The organism is Luteibacter sp. Sphag1AF (assembly GCF_014192715.1).
In the GTDB taxonomy this organism is placed as follows: domain Bacteria; phylum Pseudomonadota; class Gammaproteobacteria; order Xanthomonadales; family Rhodanobacteraceae; genus Luteibacter.
Map to the genome: position 1 here is coordinate 183,373 of NZ_JACHYH010000001.1, position 16,222 is coordinate 199,594.

Below are 16,222 nucleotides of genomic sequence, written 5' to 3' on the forward strand. Positions count from 1 at the left end.
GCGTCAGCGTGGTCAAGAATTGACCACGCTCTCCGTCATCAGGACGGATTGCCCGCGTGCAGGCGATGCAGCAGTTCGGCTTCCGACAGCGACAGGCCGCAGGTTTCAGCAATCTGCTGTGCCGTGGCGCCCTGACGGGCAAGGCGCTGTGCCAGCGTGTACGCACGATCTGTTGCGTGCCCCACTTCGTTGGGCATGCCGGGTGAATGACGGACCTGATCTTCGATATCGCCCAGGCGGATCTCAAGGCGCTTCAGCACGCCGATCAGCGCGGCCTCATCCACATGGACGGTGCGCGAATCAGCTTCCTGCGGCGCGGCGACTGCCGCCGGCACGTGCACGTGAGGTAATGCAGTGGCCTTGCCCAGCCGCCGCCAGAGCAGCAGCAGACCAAGCATCTGCAACACGGCCAGGGCGATAAGAATGTAAGCGAGCATGTTGTCCACCGGCAGATCCTGATTGATGCGCGCCAACGAACATCACCCGCTGACCGTCAGACCCGGCAGAGGCGCTGCACGTCAACAAGTGCGATAAAACCATCGTGCCGCGTCACCACGCCACTGACCGGGTCGTCCCTGCGGGACGCACGACCGGGCGGCGGCGGTGCGACTTCACCGGCATCCAGATCAAGCATATCGCCGATGGCGTCGATGCGCATACCAACAATCGAGCCCTCATCGTCAAACACCATCACGCGCTGGCCATCTTCGAGCGCCGGCTCCACGCTGCCATCCAGACCAAAGCGACGGCGACCGTCCAGCACGGGCACGATCTGCCCACGCAGATTGAGGATGCCAAGCACGTCGCGTGGTGCTCCGGGAACCGGAGTGACATCACCACAACGGATAACCTCACGCACGCTGGAAAGCAGAACAGCGTATCGCTGTTCCTTGAGGATGAAGCCCAGCCATGCACCCTGGCCACCATGTACTGCCTGGCGTGCACCGTTCATGGGCACCCCTCCCTTTCAAGCCATTCAATCAGGGCAGCCGTGTTGACCACCGCGCATTTCGGTTCTTTTGCCATGCCGGCCAACCAGGGCCGGGAGGTCGTGTTGGTACGCCACTGGACGGCGTCGGGATCGAAAGACACCGGCTCGTCCTGCACCGTGCAGGCAACCGCCCAACGGCGGTCGGCGAACAGCAGCAGCGTGGTCGGTGCGGCGCCCGGCATGCCGGGTGCCACGACGGACGCCAGATCGGCCACGAACGGTTCACCGCCCGGGTGACGCCAGCGGCCGAGGCACACCGGATGGGGCGGTACAGGCGGCTCCAGCGGCGGCATCGGCAGCATGTGCACGACGTCGCGGGTATCAATGGCGAGCTGGATGCCCGCGGCCTGACAAAGCAGGTAGCGGTGCTCATCCTCGACGGGAAGTTCGCTCGCTCCGCCCTTGCGCCACGGTTCGAACGCGACCACCTGCACAGAGGTGTCCTGCGGCACCACGGCGGGCGTCAGCAGTTCCGCCAGATAGTTGGCCACCAGCTGATCGGCCGTATGCTGCGAGGTCATCACGCCGCCGCCTCCGCCATCACGTCAGCGGGAAGCGCCTGAAGCTCTTCCAGCAATTGACGATACGCCAGACCGCCCCGACGGGCCGCTGGCCAGGATGCCAGCGGCACACCTGCTGCGCTGGCCTCACGAATCTGCGTATCGGTGGGGATCACCGCCTGGCTGACCACGTCGCCGTACTGCTCGCGAAGCTGTTCCAGGCAGGCGCGCGAGGCATGCGTGCGGGCGTCGAACATGGTCGGCACGATGGTGCGCGGCAGCGGGCGGCCGCGCGAACGCTCGATCATGCCAAGGCTGCGCAGCATGCGTTCAAGGCCTGCCAGCGCCAGTGCTTCGGTTTGCGTGGGCACCAGCAGGCGGTCGCTCGCGGCCAGCGCGTTGACCATCAGCACGCCGAGTGTGGGCGGGCAATCAATCAGCACCTGATCGAACTCGTCCGCCACGGCGGCAAGCGCCTGCTTCACCACCAGCCCCATGCCGGCACGCGTGCCCACCTGGCGATCCAGAGTGATCATGGCGGCCGATGCAGGAAGCACAAAAAGATGGTCGTACGCGGTGTCGTGCACCAGCGAAGAGACCGATGCAGCGCTGCCGCCCGCCCCAAACAGATCGTAGACGCTGCCCTGCGCACCGCCCTCCACGCCGATATAGCCGCTGAGCGACGCGTGCGGGTCCATGTCCACCAAGAGCGTGCGCTTGCCCTGGGCGGCAATCAGGCTGCCGAGTGCCACCGTCGTCGTGGTCTTGCCGACGCCACCCTTCTGGTTGGCGACAGCCCACACGCGCATCACGGCACCTCCGGGTGCGCGAAGGTGGCGGCACCTGCCGTGGCTGCGCCGGCTTGCAGAGGTGCAGGCGCTGGCGACGGAGCGGCGGGCTCGGAGGTCTTTGTAAGATCAATGCGGTCGGCGTCGCTGTAAAAGCGCGCGGGCGCTGCCTTGTCGCTCATCACCACGATGAGCACACGACGATTCCTGTTACGGCCTTCCGTGGTGGTGTTGTCGGCCACGGGCCGGAATTCACCCCAGCCAATGATGCCGACGCGATGCGCATCCACACCGGCGCCCGTAAGCAGGCGCGCCACGCTGGCGGCGCGTGCTGCCGACAGTTCCCAGTTGGACGGGAATGCCGCGGTGCTGATGGGCGTGGTGTCGGTGTAGCCCTCGATGCGCATGGCATTGGGGAACGGTGCAAGGATGCCCGCGATTTTGGTCAGCGTGTCTTCGGCCGGGCCCTGAAGGCGGGCAACACCGATGGGAAACAGGATGTCGGTACGAACTTCGATTTCGAGCCAGTCGGCCGTCTTGCGCACGCTGACCAGATTCTTGTCGATCAGCGGCTTCATCGCGCGCTGCACTTCTTCGGAAATCTGGCTGAGGTTGGCCTCGTCGGTCTTGCCCACCGTGGTGTTGGACGCAGCCGCCGTCTGCACGGCCGCCGATTCCTGACGTTCTTTGGCCGCACCCTCGTGGCCAGGCAACGGCAGGTCGCGCGGCGGCAACGGCACGTCGATGCGCGAGATGGGCGTGGCGTTGGGCGCACGCGACTGGTTGGGCATGGGCACCTGACGCGCCGGCTCGGCCTCGCGTGTGGGCTCGATGACGCGACCGGTGCCATTGAAGGCCTCGTTGATCGACTGCGCCATGACCCGGAATTTGGTTTCGTTGACGGCGGATACCGCGTACATCACGACGAACAGCGCCAACAACAACGTGATCAGGTCACCATAAGGGATGGCCCAGCGTTCGTGGTTGATGTGCTCTTCGACGTGACGGCGTTTCACGACAGGAATCCCTGCAGCTTGCTCTCGATGTGACGCGGGTTGTCGCCCTGGGCGATGGACACCAGCCCTTCCACCAGAATTTCGCGCATCTGCGAACGCGCGCGCGCCAGGCCTTTCAGGCGCGCTGCCATGGGGAGCGCGAGGAGATTGGCCAGACCGATACCGTAAATGGTGGCCACGAAAGCGGCCGCAATGCCGTGCCCCAGCTTGCTGGGCTCGGCGAGATTCTGCATGACGGCCATCAGGCCCATCACGGCACCGATGATGCCCATGGTGGGCGAGTAGGCGCCTGCATTTTCAAAAACCTTGGCCGCTTCAATATCGGTGTGCTCACGCGCCAGCACCTCCACTTCAAGCACGCTGCGCATGGCATCGGGCTCGGTGCCGTCCACCAGCAGTTGCAGGCCTTTGCGCACGAACGGATCGGTTTCGCGCTCGATGCCCGGCTCCAGGCCCAGCAGGCCCTGGCGGCGGGAGATTTCGCTCCAGCCGATGATCCGGCTGACCAGATCGGCCGACTCGATCAGCGGCGGGCGATACACCCACGGGAGCATGCTCCACGCGCGCTTGAGCACCGGGCCTGGCGTCTGCACAAGCAGTGCCGCCAGCGTGCCGAGAAACACGATCACGAAGGCGGCCGGATTCCACAGGGCGTCCAGGCTGCTGCCCTTGAGGATGGTTCCGACGATGATGACCAGGAAGGCCAGAATCGTTCCGACGACGCTTACGATATCCATATCAGACAGCCACCCTCATGGATGGAAGAAGCTGACCGGCGTCATCCGCCAGGCCTGCCAGATCGAGCACGAGCGAAATGCGCCCGTCGCCCGTGATGGTGGCGCCCGCCACGCCGGGAACGTCTTTGAGCAACGGCCCCAGAGGCTTGGCCATGACGTCTTCGCGGCCCAGCACTTCGTCCACCAGGCAACCCAGCGTCTGGTGACCAATCTGCACAACCACCACATGACGGCCGCCCGACGGCGCACCAGCCCAGCCGGCAAGGTCGCACAGCGGCAACGCACGCTGGCGATGAGCCGCCACCACGCGACCGTCCAGCGTCTGGATCTGCCCTTCGGACAGCTCGAACACTTCGGCCACGTTGCTGAGCGGCAATGCGAGCAGGCGCGTGCCCACGCGAACCATCAGCACGCGCAGGATGGCCAGAGTGAGGGGTACCGACAGACGCACTTCCGAACCGCCGCCCACTCGTGAATCAATGGACAGGCGACCGCCCAGTTCCACGATCTTCGTCTTGACGACGTCCATGCCCACGCCCCGACCGGAGATGTCCGACACCTGGCTGGCCGTGCTGAAACCGGGACGGAACACGATCTCGAAGCATTCGCGCTCATCCAGACGCGCCGCCTGCTCTTCGTCCAGCAGACCCTTTTCCACCGCCTTGCGGCGCAGTACTTCAGGGTCCATGCCCTTGCCGTCATCGCGGACGGTAATGACGATATGGTCACCGAACTGGCCCGCCGTAAGATGCACGGTGCCCACTCGGGACTTGCCCGCGCGCTCACGCACGTCCGGCATTTCAATGCCGTGATCGACCGCATTGCGCAGCAGGTGCACCAGCGGGTCAGCCAGTGCCTCCACCACGGTGCGATCAAGATCGGTTTCCTCGCCTTCCTGCACCAGCTCCACTTCCTTGCCCAACTGGCGGGCGAGGTCACGGATGATGCGCGGGAAACGCTGGAACAGCTTGCCGATGGGCTGCATGCGCATGCGCAGCACGGCGTTCTGCAAGTCTTCCGCAACGCGCTGAAGTTCGCCAACCGCGCGCTCCATCGGACCTTCCACACCCTGCGATGCAAGGTTGGTCAGACGATTGCGCACCAGCACGAGCTCGCCAGCCGCATTGACCAGACTGTCGAGGCGGAAGGTATCGACGCGAACGGTGGTGTCCGGTGTCGCGGCGCGCTTTTCCGTCGCCGGAGCGGCAGCCGCAGGCTTCGGCGCTTCAACCAAAGGTGCAGCGGCAACGACCACGGGGGCCGCGACCACCGCCGCCGTGTCGACGGCACCCGGCGCCTTGCCCTGTCCATGCAATGCATCGAGGAGTGCCTCGAATTCATCATCGCCGATGGGCGCATCCGATGCCGGTGCAGCCACAGGCAACTCGAGCGGCGCCGATGCGCCGGGCGCATTGCCCGTGCCGTACAGCGAGTCGAGCAATGCTTCAAATTCGTCGTCGCCAATCGGTCCCGAAGGCTCGGCGACCGCTGCCCGGCCACCATGGGCAGCGTCGAGCATGGCTTCAAATTCGTCTTCGATCGGATCACGCGAGGTAACCGGCACCATCGGTGCCGTCAACGTGATGGCGACCGGCTCGGCCGTTGCCGCGCGCCCGGGAATCAGCAGGCGTGCCAGCAGCGACTCCGGCGCAGGCGTCATGGGCGTGCCGGCATCGGCGGCACGCATCATGTCGTTCAACAGGTCCAGCGATTCCAGCAACGCGTCCATGTAGGCCGCGTTGAGCATCACTGCCCCGTTGCGCGCTTCGTTGAGCAAGTCTTCGGCGCGATGGCACAGGCCGACCATGGCGTTCAGGCCAAGGAAGCCTGCACCGCCCTTCACCGTGTGAAATGCGCGGAATACGGCATTCAGCAGTTCGGCGTCACCCGGAGTGGCTTCCAGATCGACCAGCTGCTCGCCTAACGACTCGAGCAGCTCCCTGGCCTCGATCAGGAAGACGTTGAGCAACTCGTTGTCGAGCTCGACACTCATGCCCGGCTCAGAATCCGAATTCGCTGAGGAGACGGTCAACTTCGTCCTGACTGACCTTCTCGACGGCAGGAGCCTTGTTGCCCGCCAGCGTACCGGTAAGGCGAACCAGTTCGAGCAGGGACGATTCGACCTTGCCCATGAACTGTTCCACCTGGGTCACGCGCTGGCCGGAAAGATCCTGCCAGGACTGCGCTTCCACCATCTCGCCCAGACCGATGTCGCAGCTTTGCGCAAAATCGCCGACGCGCACCGCCAGCGCGGTAGCGTTGACGGCAAAGGCCGGATCAGCGGTGTCCAGCACCAGCAGCTCATCCGCCTGAGTGGCCAGCGACTGCGCCTGCGGACGCAGCTTTTCGCTGAAATCCAGCGTGCGATGTGCGGCCTGCGCACTCATTTCCAGAACGTCGCGCAGGTGCTTGCGCGCATCGCCCATGTTGCCCGGCACGCCATCACTGGATACATCGGCAGCAAGACGGCGCACCGAGTCGTGCAGGTCGCGCGCAAGGCAGCCCAGCGCATGAAACAGGTGCTGTTCACGGCTGCGCAGAAGACGGTCAAGCGCCTGCTCGAAAGCGGCGCGATCATCGGCGTCCAGCAATTCGCGGAGTTCGGGTACGACCTCGTGGTCGGCGTTCAGCGAGATATTCATGGTGTTCCCTGGCCCTTAGCCGGCCGCCGCGAGGCGTTCAAAGATCTTGTCGAGTTTTTCTTTCAGCGTGACCGCCGTGAACGGCTTCACGACATACCCGTTCACGCCACTCTGGGCGGCGGCGATGATCTGGTCGCGGTTGTTTTCCGCGGTGACCATCAGCACGGGAATCGACTTCAGCTTCGCATCCGCGCGAATGGCGCGAAGCAGATCAATGCCGGTCATGTTGGGCATGTTCCAGTCGGTAACGACCAGATCAAAGCTCTGCGCACGCAGCGACACCAGCGCTGCGGTGCCGTCTTCGGCCTCCTGAATCAGGGCATTGGTGAAACCCAGCTCCACCAGGAGGTTCCTGACGATGCGTCGCATGGTGGAGAAATCATCCACCACGAGGATTTTCATGTTCTTGTCCAAAACGCTACTCCGCCTTGACCGCGCGTTTGCTGTTGATTCCGACGTCGCCGCTCAAAGCGGCGCCATCACGTTCTTGCGTTCCATCCCGTCATGCGCGCACGAAGCCGGATCAGCGCCTGCCCATGAATCTGGCAGACACGCGATTCGCTCACACCCAGTACCGCACCCACTTCCTTGAGGTTGAGTTCTTCCTCGTAGTACAGCGACATCACCAGCTTCTCGCGCTCGGGCAGACCGTCGATGGCCGCGACCAGCGCTGTGCGCATGCCCGCATCCTCGAACAATCCTTCCGGACCCTGGGCGTCGGGGTCTGCCACGTCGATGGCTGCACCTTCGTCACCCTCGGGGGCGGAAAGGCTCAGCAACCGCGCGCTCGCCGCGTCGGCCAGAATCTGGTTGTACTCCATGGCATCAATGCCCAGACGCTTCATCACTTCCACGTCGTCGGCATCGCCGCCTGTTTCGTTCTCGATCTGTCGTGTCACTTCCGCCACTTCGCGCAGCTTTCGATGCACGGAGCGCGGGGTCCAGTCCGTCTTGCGCAGTTCGTCCAGCATCGCGCCCCGGATGCGGATACCCGCATAGGTCTCGAAACTGGCCGCGCGAGTCGGCGAGTAGTTGCGGGCGGCTTCCAGCAGGCCAATCATGCCGGCCTGCATCAGGTCGCCCACATCAACGCTTGCCGGCAAGCGTCCCATCAGGTGATAGGCAATCCGCCGGACCAGTGGGGCGTGGATGCGCACCAGTTGGTCCGCCGGGATTCGCGTGACTTCCAGGTACTCGGTCGCAACGCTCACAACGGCAGCCCTCCCCCCATGGTTGTCCGATCAGCGAAAAAGCCGATCCGACCCTGTGCCCGGGGCTCGGGTTCACCCCATGTATCGACCGCACGTGCCAAATTCTTGAATCCGACCGCCGAACGGCTGCTCGGCCATGCCTCGACGACCGCCGACTGGCGACGAATCGCCTGTCGCAGATACTCGTCGTGCGGCACCATTCCCATGAAATCCAGCGAAACGTCGAGGAAACGGCTGGTAACGCGCGACAACTTCTCGAAGAGCTGACGACCTTCCTGCGCATGGCGAACCATGTTGGCCACCACGCGGAACCGGTTCACGTCGAACTCCCGGCTCAGCACCTTGATCAGCGCGTAGGCATCGGTCAGCGAAGCGGGCTCGTCGCAGACTACGACCACCACTTCGTCCGACGCGGCCGCAAACATCGACACGCTGTCGGAAATGCCGGCCGCCGTGTCTACCACCAGAAACTCCGGCGGCATCGCGTATTCGTCGAACGCGCGGATGACGGCGGCATGCTCGATGTTGGGTAGCTGCGCCATGCGACGGGCACCGGACGTCGCCGGAATCACCTTCAGGCCGTGCGGCGCATGCAGCACCAATTCCTCGATGGTGCAGGCACCGTCGAGCATGTGTCCCAGGTGGCGGGTGGGCTGCAAGCCCAGCAGCACGTCGATGTTGGCCATGGCCAGATCGGCGTCCAGCAGCAGCACATCGCGCCCGCCCATCGCCAGGGCCATCGAAAGATTGACGGCGACAGTGGTCTTGCCCACGCCGCCCTTGCCGCCGGCCACGGCGATGCTGCGGCACGGCTTACGGTCGGCAAGCCAGTTGAGTCCGGCTGCCTGGCTGTTGTTCACGGGTGTGGTCATGAAAGGAGTCGTTACCGCCATAAGGGATTCAAGACCGGATGCCTGGTTCACTTCGATGGACTCCGGGGTCAGACCGTCGCCGCCATGGCGGGCAGGCCGAAGCGATCGGCAAGCACGGCATCGTCGGGTTCGTCGTTACGATTTTTCAGGAGCTGCGCTGCAAGGCAAACCAGCTTTCGCGAGTCAGCCACAGCGATGTCTTCGGGTACGCGCTGGCCATCCGTGGTGTAGTCAAGCGACAAACCATGCCTGATAAGTGCGGATAACGCACCCCCAAGCAACGGCGCTTCGTCCAGTTTGGTCAGGATGGCGGTCTGTGGGGCAATCGGTGCATACGCACGGATCGCCGCATCGAGCGACTGCGACTGCGCATTGGCCGCCAGCACCTGGCACACGCGAACGTCTGACGATGCGCGCAGCGTGTCGAACTGCTGCTGCAATTTCGGATCGGAGCCGGCCATGCCGGCGGTGTCCACCAGTACCGTGTGGCGGCCACGCAGCTGCAACAACACATTGCGCAGGCTGGTGGCGTCATGCGCGTTGAACACGCGCACGCCCAGCAGGCGACCGTAGTGTTCCAGCTGGGCACCCGCGCCAATGCGATACTGATCGGCGCTGACCAGCGCCACGTTGGCAGCGCCATGTCGCAGCACGGCGCGTGCCGCCAGCTTGGCGATGGTGGTGGTCTTGCCGACACCGGTGGTGCCCACGAAGGCAACGACGCCACCACCGAAGGTGTTGAGTTCGCGACCCGTCGTGCGGATGTTGCGGCTGAGGATGCCCAGCGGCAGATACCGCGCCTGCTCGGGAGTCATCGTGCGCGGCAGCTCGGCGCAAAGCGAGCGGGCCACGTCGCCATCAATGCCCAGGCGGGTCATTTCACGCAGCACGCGGGCCTGCAACGGCTGTTCGCGCTCGGTCTGATTCCAGCGCAGCGCGGAAAGCTGCACTTCCAGCATTTCACGCAGGCTGTTGAGTTCGGCACGCATGGTGTTCACCGCCATGTCGTTGGCCGGGCCCACCGAAGCACGCACCGCGTCAGCGACGCTGGCCGCCAGCGCGGCGCTGGAATGCGCCTGCGGTGCATTGGGATGGGCAGGTGGGGCCGTGCGGGGTGCCGCGGAGGCACGTGTATCGCGATGAGTGTCGCGTGGCGCCTCACGGCGCTGCGGCGGGTTGGCCAGTTCGGCAGCAAAGAGGGCTTCGCGCTCGGTCAGGCGCGGCACGGCATCGTTGCCCTGCCCGGCCGCTTCGCGCACCAGCGCCTCGTCGTAATCGAGCGCGGCGATGATCTCGATGCCATCGTCCAGCCGGCGCGTCGAAAGGATGACGGCATCCGGACCCTGTTCGTCGCGTACCTGGCGCATGGCCTGGCGCATGTCCGGAGCAACGAAGCGTTTGATTTTCATGCGTGGAAGCCTTTCGTTGCGTGAATCAGGTTGCAGGGCAATGCGCAGGTGTCGGCCTTGGCGGCGACGATCCGGGGAAATCCTGTCTTGCGCTTGTCCATCCGTTTGAATCCTTCAAGAAGCGGTCTTATCGTCCGAGCGCTGCCACCAATTTGACGCGGCGGTTGTCCGGAACCTCGTTGTAGGCGAGTACATGCAGGTTTTGGGCCACATGTCGGGTAAACCGTGCAAGCCACGGCCGAAGCGTCGGTGCGACAAGGAGTACAGCCGGCTCGCCCGCCGCTTCCTGCCGCCGCGCTGCATCGGCAACGCTCTGCTGCAAACGATCCGCCAGACCCGGCTCCACAGCCGCTCCGGCCACGCCGCCGCCCTGCAGGGACTGGAGCAAGATCTGTTCCAACTCCGGCGCCAACGTAATGACGGGAATTTCTGATCCGAGGCCAGCGATCTCCTGCACGATCTGCCGACCGAGGGTGACGCGCACGGCAGCGGCAAGGACGCCGGGATCCTGACTCTGGCCCGCATGCTCCGCCAAAGATTCGACGATGCTGCGGATGTTGCGGATGGGCACGCGCTCGGCCAGAAGGTTCTGCAACACCTTGACCACCACGCCCAGCGAAAGCTTTTTCGGGATGAGGTCTTCCACCAGCTTGGGCGCCTGCGCGGTGAGGCGGTCCAGCAACTGCTGCACGTCCTGATGCCCCAGCAACTCGTGAGCGTGGCTTTGCAGGATGTGCGACAGATGCGTGGCGATCACGGTGGCCGGATCAACCACGGTGTAGCCCAGCGTCTGCGCGTGCTCGCGCATGCCCGGCTCGATCCAGACGGCATCGAGGCCGAAGGCCGGATCACGCGTGGCAATACCGTTGACCGTGCCGTGAACACGGCCCGGATCAATCGCCAGCAGCCGCTCCGTATGAATTTCTGCCTCGCCCATGGGCACGCCCATGAGGTTGATGCGATACGCATGCGGCGCGAGGTCGAGGTTGTCCCGGATGTGCACCGAAGGCACGAGGAAACCCAGCTCCTGCGACAGCTTCCGGCGCACGGACTTGATCCGCGCCATCAGCTCACCACCCTGCGCACGATCCACCAGCGGAATCAGGCGATAGCCCACTTCCAGCCCCACCGTATCGACGGTGGCCACATCTTCCCAGCTGAGTTCCAGCCGCTCGGGCGGCGTGGCGGGCTCGACGTTGGCCACCTGCGAACGCGGCGTGACACCGTCTTTCAGATCCTGGGCCTTTTTGTGCAGCAGATACGCACCGCCGCCACAGATGCCGGCCAGCAGCAGGAAGGCGATGTTGGGCATGCCCGGAATCAAGCCCATCACCGCGAGTACCACAGCCGCCACACCCAGCGCCTTGGGTTGCCCGAACAGCTGGCCCATGACGTGGCTACCCATTTCCTGGGACTTGGACACACGGGTGACGATCACCGCAGCGGCAATGGAGAGCATCAGCGCGGGCACCTGCGCCACCAGGCCATCACCAATGGTCAGCAGCGTATAGGTGCGCGCCGCTTCCGAGGCCGACAGCCCGTGCTGAAGCATGCCGATGAAGAAGCCGCCAATGATGTTGATGCCCAGGATCAGGATGCCGGCCGTGGCGTCACCACGGACGAATTTGCTGGCACCGTCCATCGAGCCGTAGAAATCCGCTTCCTCGCGCACTTCCTGACGACGCTCGCGGGCCTGTTCCTGGGTGAGCAGGCCAGCATTGAGGTCGGCGTCGATAGCCATCTGCTTGCCGGGCATGGCATCAAGGGTGAAGCGCGCAGTCACTTCCGACACGCGCGTGGCGCCCTTTGTCACCACCACAAAGTTGATGATAGTGAGGATCGCGAACACCACGAAACCGACCGCAAAGTTGCCGCCGATCACAAATTCGCCGAAGGCTTCGATCACCTTGCCGGCAGCACCCGGGCCCATGTGTCCGTGCAGCAGCACGACACGGGTCGAGGCAATGTTCAGCGCCAGGCGCAGCAACGTGGCGAAAAGCACCACGGTGGGAAAGGAGGCAAATTCCAGCGGCCGCATCACGTACATCACGGCCAGCAGGATCACCAGCGACAACGCGATATTGAAGGTGAAAAGCAGGTCCAGCATGAACGGCGGCAGCGGCAGCATCATCATGCCGAGCATCAGCAGCATGGCAATCGGCGCGCCAATACCCCGGCGACCGACGTGCTTGAGCGTGCTCATGATGTTGGATGGGACAGCCATCGTCAGGTATCCATGCGGTAGGGGCCGAGGAGGTCCGGATCAATCTCCGGGGTCGGCGGATCAGGCGGCAGGTCGCCGTTGGCGACGGCCTGCTTCAGGCGATACACGTAAGCAAGAATCTGCGCGACAGCCACATACAGCGCTGCCGGGATTTCCTTGCCCACTTCGGTGGTGTTGTAAAGCGCACGAGCCAGCGGAGCGGCTTCCACAAAGGGAAGCTTGTGCGCGCTGGCCACGTCACGAATCTGCTGGGCCATCACATCCACGCCCTTGGCGATCACGCGCGGCGCCCGCATGGCGCCATCGTCGTAACGCAGCGCGACAGCAAAGTGCGTGGGGTTCACCACAATCACGTCGGCCGTCGGCACGTCCTGCATCATGCGGCGGCGGGACATCTGATGCTGCATCTGGCGAACGCGCGACTTCAGCTCCGGATTGCCGTCGCTTTCCTTGTGCTCGTCCTTCTGCTCCTGCTTGGTCATGCGCATTTTCTTGGCGAAGGAGAACTTCTGCCAGGGGGCATCCACCAGCGCGATCACGCCCAGCATGGAACCGAACAGCAGCGAGGCATGACCCAGCATGCGGAACGACTGGGCAATGCCGTTGTTGACCGAACCGGCGCCCACAGCGACCAGCTCGCGCGTGGTGCTGCGCAGGTACATGGCGAGCACCCCGCCAATCAGGATGACCTTCAGCAGTGACTTGAGCAGTTCCACCAGGCCATTCATCGAGACAAGACGACCGAAGCCCTTGATCGGGTCAAGGCGGTCGAACTTCGGAACAAGTGCCTCACCGCTGAAGTTCAGACCACCCAGCAACGCAGGCGCCGCAATGGCAGCCACTATCGTCACCGAGAACACAGGGCCAAGCATTTTCAGCGCTTCCAGACCGGCCGTGGCCAGCGCGTGCGATGCGCCGTCCGCTGCAAACAGGTCGGCGCGGCTGTAGCGCAGACCCACGTGCATGATGTTGGACGCGTGCAGCGCCATCTGGTCGGCCGACGCAATCAGTGTCGACACAGCGGCCAGCACCACCACAGCCGCGCTGAGGTCGCGCGAGCGTGGCACGTCGCCTTTTTCACGAGCTTCGCGAAGCCGTTTTTCACTGGCAGGAAGTTCGCGATCCTGATCGTCGTTCTCGCTCATCGGGTCATGCTCCGATCAGCCGGCGCATCATGTCCCATGCGTCCGTTTGCAGGGAATCAAACGCGCTGGGCAAGCCGCGCAACGCGAGCCAGACAGCAATCATGCCCAGGCAGATGGTGATCGGAAAACCGACTGCGAAAAGGTTCATCGACGGCGCGGCACGGCTGATCGCGCCAAAGCCAAGGTTCACGACCAGCACGGCCGTAAGCGCCGGCAACGCCACGCGCACGGCGCCGCCAAACAGATGCGTGGCAAAGGTCAGTACCCCCCAGATGCCGTCAGCACCCATGCCATCGGCACCGATGGGAAGTGTGGTGAAACTGCGCGCCAGCAGGTCGATGAGTTGCAGATGGCCATTCATGGTGAGGAACAGCAGCGTCACGAGCACGGTATAGAACTGGCTCAGCACCGGCACCGAACCACCGGACTGCGGATTCACCACTTCGGCGAAACCCAGGCTCATCGACTGCGCCACGAACTGGCCACCAAACGACACTGCTTCAAAAATGATTTTCAGGACGAAGCCCAGCGCCGCGCCCGCCAGCATTTGCTGCGCCAGCGTGGCGACCCCTTGCGCGGTCAACGGGCGGATGTCCACGGGAGCGAGTGGCGCCAGAACGTAGGTGAGCATGACGCACAGACCAAGGCGGATGCGCAGCGGAATCACCGGCGCGCCAAGTACCGGCGCCACCAGCATCAGGCCGGAAACGCGGGCCAGCGCCCATGCGGCACCTCCCACCAATCCTTCGATCTGGCCGAGGTCGAATGCCATCAACGCACCGCCGAAGGCAGGCTTTCAATGAGCTGGCGGGTGAACTGCACCAGGGTACGCAGCATCCATGGGCCGGTGACGATCATCACCAGCGCCATGGCGATCAGCTTCGGAATGAAGCTGAGCGTGGTTTCATTGATCTGTGTCGCCGCCTGGATCATGCCCACCAGCAGACCCACCGCGAGCGCGGTGAGCAGCAGCGGTGCACCCACCAGCATGGCGATGTGCAGTGCCTGCTGGCCGAAGGCGATGACGGATTCAGGCGTCATGTGTAGAAGCTTCCCGCCAGCGTGCCGAGCAGCAATGTCCATCCATCGACCAGCACAAACAGCATGATCTTGAACGGCAGCGAGATGATCATCGGCGACAGCATCATCATGCCCATCGACATCAACACACTGGCAACCACCAGATCAATGATGAGGAACGGGATGAAGAGCAGGAAGCCCATCTGGAAGGCCGTTTTAAGCTCGCTGGTCACAAAGGCCGGCAGCGCGACGCGATACGGCACGTCGTCCTTGCTGGCATACGGCTCTTCCTTGGCGAGCTTGGTGAAAAGCTGAAGATCCGCATCGCGGGTCTGGTCCAGCATGAAGTGACGGAACGGTGCGGCAGCAGCGGGAATGGCCTGCTCCACCGCCATCGTGCCGTCCATGTACGGCTTGATGCCCGCGTCGTATGCCTTGTTGATGACCGGAGACATCACAAACAGCGTGAGGAACAGCGACAGACCAAGCACCACCTGGTTGGGTGGCGTGCTGTTGGTGCCCAGCGCCTGACGGAGAAAGCCCAGCACGATCACGATGCGCGTGAACGAGGTCATCATCAGCAGGATCGCGGGAAGAACGGTCAGCGCTGTCATCAGTGCCAGCATCTGAATCGACAGCGACCAGTTCTGGCCGCCACCCGGCGCCGTCTGCACATTCACCAGCGGGATGCCCGGCGGCGGCTCGGCGGCGAAGCCGACAAGAGGCAGCAGCATCAGGACAAGAAAGAACACCCAGTTCCAGCGCTTCATGACCCACGCTTCCACTGGGCAAGCACGTCGCGGAATCCGCGCAGTGACGGTGCCGCTGCAACTGGCGTGTCATCGACAATCGGTGTTTCTAGCACATGCAGCGTGCGCAGGCCGCCGGTTGGCGAGGCCCCCACGAGCAGCTGCGTGCCGCCCACTTCCAGCAACATCACTTTTTCCTTGATGCCCACGGGCATCGTTTCGATGACGCGAATTTTCCGGCCACCAGGCCGCACCCTGCCCTGCGCGCGACGACTGAACCAGCCGACCACCAGGATGAGCGCGATGACGGCAGCGAGGCTCAGCACCACGCGCGCCAGTTCGGCACCGGAATCCACGGCAGGCGCCGCGGGCGCGACCGAGGGAACCGACGCGAAGACGCAGGAAGTGAAGCCACCCGCAAGGGCAGCGGCGAGGCGCGCGACCGTTTTCATCGCAGCTTGCGAACCCGCTCGGCCGGACTGATGACGTCAGTCAGGCGGATGCCGAATTTTTCGTTGATGACGACCACTTCGCCGTGAGCGACAAGCGTGCCGTTCACAAAGACATCCAGCGGCTCGCCGGCTGCGCGGTCGAGTTCGACCACCGAGCCCTGATTCAGCTGAAGGAGGTTGCGGATGCTGATCTTGGTGCGACCCACTTCCATGGCCATGGTGACCGGCACATCGAGGATCACATCGAGATTGACCTCGCTGCCAAGCCCGCTGGTCTGCCCCATCTGCACCTGGGCGGATTCGGGACCTTCAACGGTGTCGGGGGAAGCAAAAGGATCAGTCGTACTCATGGCCATTCACTACGCTTAACGAGGGATGTTCCTGTCAATGCAAAGCGCATGCCATGGTGGTGGTTACGTGAAATGCCGAAAAAAACGGCTGGAAATCAGGGAATTGGGGGTTGGCC

The 16,222-nt window shown here is 63.9% G+C and carries 19 protein-coding genes; all 19 read right to left on the minus strand.

Translation table 11 applies throughout. The annotated features are described in order from the left end of the window. Nucleotides 1–38: 38 nt before the first annotated feature. The 19 genes from FHW69_RS00790 to fliN all read right to left on the minus strand — a co-directional run bounded on the left by FHW69_RS00790 (nucleotide 39) and on the right by fliN (nucleotide 16,040). A complete protein-coding gene (locus tag FHW69_RS00790; RefSeq protein WP_183421097.1) occupies nucleotides 39–473 on the minus strand; it encodes a DUF2802 domain-containing protein in 435 nt (144 codons plus the stop codon). Between the two features lie 20 nt (nucleotides 474–493). Further along, complete coding sequence (locus tag FHW69_RS00795; protein ID WP_183421098.1) at nucleotides 494–952, minus strand: chemotaxis protein CheW; 459 nt, start codon at nucleotides 950–952, stop codon at nucleotides 494–496. Further along, entirely contained in the window at nucleotides 949–1,512 is a 564-nt protein-coding gene (locus FHW69_RS00800) for a hypothetical protein (RefSeq protein WP_183421099.1), read from the minus strand. Before FHW69_RS00800 ends, FHW69_RS00795 begins: the two co-directional genes overlap by 4 nt. After that, complete coding sequence (locus tag FHW69_RS00805; RefSeq protein WP_183421100.1) at nucleotides 1,512–2,300, minus strand: ParA family protein; 789 nt, start codon at nucleotides 2,298–2,300, stop codon at nucleotides 1,512–1,514. Before FHW69_RS00805 ends, FHW69_RS00800 begins: the two co-directional genes overlap by 1 nt. Continuing rightward, on the minus strand, nucleotides 2,300–3,295 hold the full coding sequence (motD, locus tag FHW69_RS00810; RefSeq protein WP_183421101.1) for a flagellar motor protein MotD: 996 nt from the start codon (nucleotides 3,293–3,295) through the stop codon (nucleotides 2,300–2,302). The genes FHW69_RS00805 and motD overlap by 1 nt, the downstream gene beginning before the upstream one ends. After that, the gene (locus tag FHW69_RS00815) at nucleotides 3,292–4,032 is read right to left on the minus strand and encodes a flagellar motor protein (RefSeq protein WP_183421102.1); all 741 of its coding nucleotides are present in this window, start codon (nucleotides 4,030–4,032) and stop codon (nucleotides 3,292–3,294) included. The genes motD and FHW69_RS00815 overlap by 4 nt, the downstream gene beginning before the upstream one ends. A 1-nt stretch (nucleotide 4,033) precedes the next feature. Next, nucleotides 4,034–6,025, minus strand: a complete 1,992-nt coding sequence (locus tag FHW69_RS00820) for a chemotaxis protein CheA (protein WP_183421103.1) — start codon at nucleotides 6,023–6,025, stop codon at nucleotides 4,034–4,036. A 7-nt stretch (nucleotides 6,026–6,032) separates the two neighbouring features. Next, a complete protein-coding gene (locus FHW69_RS00825; RefSeq protein ID WP_183421104.1) occupies nucleotides 6,033–6,674 on the minus strand; it encodes a protein phosphatase CheZ in 642 nt (213 codons plus the stop codon). A 15-nt stretch (nucleotides 6,675–6,689) separates the two neighbouring features. Next, nucleotides 6,690–7,088: a chemotaxis response regulator CheY gene (gene cheY, locus FHW69_RS00830; RefSeq protein ID WP_183421105.1), complete on the minus strand. Its 399-nt coding sequence runs from the start codon at nucleotides 7,086–7,088 to the stop codon at nucleotides 6,690–6,692. A gap of 65 nt (nucleotides 7,089–7,153) precedes the next feature. Continuing rightward, complete coding sequence (locus FHW69_RS00835; RefSeq protein ID WP_183421106.1) at nucleotides 7,154–7,885, minus strand: RNA polymerase sigma factor FliA; 732 nt, start codon at nucleotides 7,883–7,885, stop codon at nucleotides 7,154–7,156. Further along, entirely contained in the window at nucleotides 7,882–8,757 is an 876-nt protein-coding gene (locus FHW69_RS00840) for a P-loop NTPase (protein WP_221195344.1), read from the minus strand. Before FHW69_RS00840 ends, FHW69_RS00835 begins: the two co-directional genes overlap by 4 nt. 68 nt (nucleotides 8,758–8,825) lie before the next feature. Next, on the minus strand, nucleotides 8,826–10,166 hold the full coding sequence (gene flhF, locus FHW69_RS00845) for a flagellar biosynthesis protein FlhF (protein ID WP_183421107.1): 1,341 nt from the start codon (nucleotides 10,164–10,166) through the stop codon (nucleotides 8,826–8,828). 127 nt (nucleotides 10,167–10,293) lie between these two features. After that, complete coding sequence (flhA, locus tag FHW69_RS00850; RefSeq protein ID WP_221195345.1) at nucleotides 10,294–12,390, minus strand: flagellar biosynthesis protein FlhA; 2,097 nt, start codon at nucleotides 12,388–12,390, stop codon at nucleotides 10,294–10,296. A 2-nt stretch (nucleotides 12,391–12,392) separates the two neighbouring features. Next, nucleotides 12,393–13,535, minus strand: a complete 1,143-nt coding sequence (gene flhB / locus FHW69_RS00855; protein ID WP_183421108.1) for a flagellar biosynthesis protein FlhB — start codon at nucleotides 13,533–13,535, stop codon at nucleotides 12,393–12,395. A 4-nt stretch (nucleotides 13,536–13,539) separates the two neighbouring features. Continuing rightward, on the minus strand, nucleotides 13,540–14,307 hold the full coding sequence (fliR, locus tag FHW69_RS00860) for a flagellar biosynthetic protein FliR (protein ID WP_183421109.1): 768 nt from the start codon (nucleotides 14,305–14,307) through the stop codon (nucleotides 13,540–13,542). Further along, nucleotides 14,307–14,576, minus strand: coding sequence for a flagellar biosynthesis protein FliQ (fliQ, locus tag FHW69_RS00865; protein ID WP_183421110.1), 270 nt, complete (start codon nucleotides 14,574–14,576; stop codon nucleotides 14,307–14,309). Before fliQ ends, fliR begins: the two co-directional genes overlap by 1 nt. Beyond that, complete coding sequence (fliP, locus tag FHW69_RS00870; protein ID WP_183421111.1) at nucleotides 14,573–15,325, minus strand: flagellar type III secretion system pore protein FliP; 753 nt, start codon at nucleotides 15,323–15,325, stop codon at nucleotides 14,573–14,575. The genes fliQ and fliP overlap by 4 nt, the downstream gene beginning before the upstream one ends. Beyond that, complete coding sequence (gene fliO / locus FHW69_RS00875) at nucleotides 15,322–15,756, minus strand: flagellar biosynthetic protein FliO (RefSeq protein ID WP_183421112.1); 435 nt, start codon at nucleotides 15,754–15,756, stop codon at nucleotides 15,322–15,324. Before fliO ends, fliP begins: the two co-directional genes overlap by 4 nt. Beyond that, nucleotides 15,753–16,040 (minus strand): flagellar motor switch protein FliN, encoded by a 288-nt coding sequence (gene fliN, locus FHW69_RS00880; RefSeq protein ID WP_221195398.1) that lies wholly within the window; start codon nucleotides 16,038–16,040, stop codon nucleotides 15,753–15,755. Before fliN ends, fliO begins: the two co-directional genes overlap by 4 nt. Nucleotides 16,041–16,222: the final 182 nt, after the last annotated feature.

What these genes read in the sequence shown, in the direction of transcription:
- flhF (WP_183421107.1), bottom strand. Translation starts at nt 10,166, where the DNA reads ATGAAAATCAAACGCTTCGTTGCTCCGGACATGCGCCAGGCCATGCGC.
- fliP (WP_183421111.1), bottom strand. Translation starts at nt 15,325, where the DNA reads ATGAAGCGCTGGAACTGGGTGTTCTTTCTTGTCCTGATGCTGCTGCCT.
- fliO (WP_183421112.1), bottom strand. Translation starts at nt 15,756, where the DNA reads ATGAAAACGGTCGCGCGCCTCGCCGCTGCCCTTGCGGGTGGCTTCACT.
- FHW69_RS00840 (WP_221195344.1), bottom strand. Translation starts at nt 8,757, where the DNA reads ATGACCACACCCGTGAACAACAGCCAGGCAGCCGGACTCAACTGGCTT.
- FHW69_RS00800 (WP_183421099.1), bottom strand. Translation starts at nt 1,512, where the DNA reads ATGACCTCGCAGCATACGGCCGATCAGCTGGTGGCCAACTATCTGGCG.
- FHW69_RS00825 (WP_183421104.1), bottom strand. Translation starts at nt 6,674, where the DNA reads ATGAATATCTCGCTGAACGCCGACCACGAGGTCGTACCCGAACTCCGC.
- flhB (WP_183421108.1), bottom strand. Translation starts at nt 13,535, where the DNA reads ATGAGCGAGAACGACGATCAGGATCGCGAACTTCCTGCCAGTGAAAAA.
- FHW69_RS00805 (WP_183421100.1), bottom strand. Translation starts at nt 2,300, where the DNA reads ATGCGCGTGTGGGCTGTCGCCAACCAGAAGGGTGGCGTCGGCAAGACC.
- flhA (WP_221195345.1), bottom strand. Translation starts at nt 12,390, where the DNA reads ATGGCTGTCCCATCCAACATCATGAGCACGCTCAAGCACGTCGGTCGC.
- fliN (WP_221195398.1), bottom strand. Translation starts at nt 16,040, where the DNA reads ATGGGGCAGACCAGCGGGCTTGGCAGCGAGGTCAATCTCGATGTGATC.
- FHW69_RS00815 (WP_183421102.1), bottom strand. Translation starts at nt 4,032, where the DNA reads ATGGATATCGTAAGCGTCGTCGGAACGATTCTGGCCTTCCTGGTCATC.
- fliQ (WP_183421110.1), bottom strand. Translation starts at nt 14,576, where the DNA reads ATGACGCCTGAATCCGTCATCGCCTTCGGCCAGCAGGCACTGCACATC.
- FHW69_RS00795 (WP_183421098.1), bottom strand. Translation starts at nt 952, where the DNA reads ATGAACGGTGCACGCCAGGCAGTACATGGTGGCCAGGGTGCATGGCTG.
- fliR (WP_183421109.1), bottom strand. Translation starts at nt 14,307, where the DNA reads ATGGCATTCGACCTCGGCCAGATCGAAGGATTGGTGGGAGGTGCCGCA.
- FHW69_RS00820 (WP_183421103.1), bottom strand. Translation starts at nt 6,025, where the DNA reads ATGAGTGTCGAGCTCGACAACGAGTTGCTCAACGTCTTCCTGATCGAG.